The 281-nt window shown below is 39.9% G+C and carries 1 protein-coding gene; it reads left to right on the top strand.

Annotation, left to right across the window (positions count from 1 at the left end):
* Nucleotides 1-281: CoA-binding protein (locus F1003_RS15610; protein WP_202913909.1), on the top strand; the 281-nt coding region annotated here is incomplete at both ends.

The following is a 281-nucleotide window of genomic DNA, read 5'->3' as shown; positions in this document are numbered from 1 at the left end:
AGAGCATTTAGGTAAGCCTGTATTTAATACCGTAGCAGACGCTGTGGAAAAGGCAGGTGCTAATGTAAGTATCATTTTTGTACCGCCAGCATTTGCTGCAGATGCTATTATGGAAGCTGCAGATGCAGGGATTAAAGTGATTGTTTGTATCACAGAAGGAATCCCAGTAGCTGATATGACTAAAGTGAAAAATTATATTGCTGATAAAGATTGCCGTCTAATTGGACCTAACTGTCCAGGTATCATCACTTCTGATGAAGCTAAGATTGGTATTATGCCAG

The organism is Winogradskyella ouciana (assembly GCF_009709615.1).
Classification (GTDB): Bacteria; Bacteroidota; Bacteroidia; order Flavobacteriales; family Flavobacteriaceae; genus Winogradskyella; species Winogradskyella ouciana.
Note: the sequence above shows the minus strand (reverse complement) of the source record. Positions and strands in the feature narration are given on the sequence as shown.